The sequence below is a fragment of the Pseudomonas sp. BP01 genome (assembly GCF_022760795.1).
GTDB lineage: Bacteria > Pseudomonadota > Gammaproteobacteria > Pseudomonadales > Pseudomonadaceae > Aquipseudomonas > Aquipseudomonas putida_Q.
Genome location: NZ_JAFBKA010000127.1, coordinates 1 through 264, shown reverse-complemented (window position 1 = coordinate 264; position 264 = coordinate 1). Strand labels below are relative to the sequence as shown.

The window sequence follows — 264 nt, the reverse complement described above, 5'->3', positions numbered from 1 at the left end:
CGGCAGCCGACATCGGTGGCCGTACCTTCGAGAACCTGCAGCTGGGCGACGCGGCGAAGGTCAACGTCACCGACACCACCGACGAAGTCGTGGCGAAACTGACCGCGACCCCGTCGGTCACCGAAGGCGGCGTGATCACCTACACCGTGACGCTGACCAACAAAGACGGCCTGCCGATCGACAAGCACGCGGCGCTGACCTTTACCCTGGACGATGGCAAAACCACCATCACCATCCCGGCTAACGGTACAACCGGCACTGCGA

Annotated in this window: 1 protein-coding gene; it reads left to right on the top strand. The window is 63.6% G+C overall.

Annotation, left to right across the window (positions count from 1 at the left end; translation table 11 throughout):
* The coding region (locus tag JOY50_RS28780) for an immunoglobulin-like domain-containing protein (RefSeq protein WP_243056203.1) at positions 1 to 264 on the top strand (264 nt) is incomplete at both ends.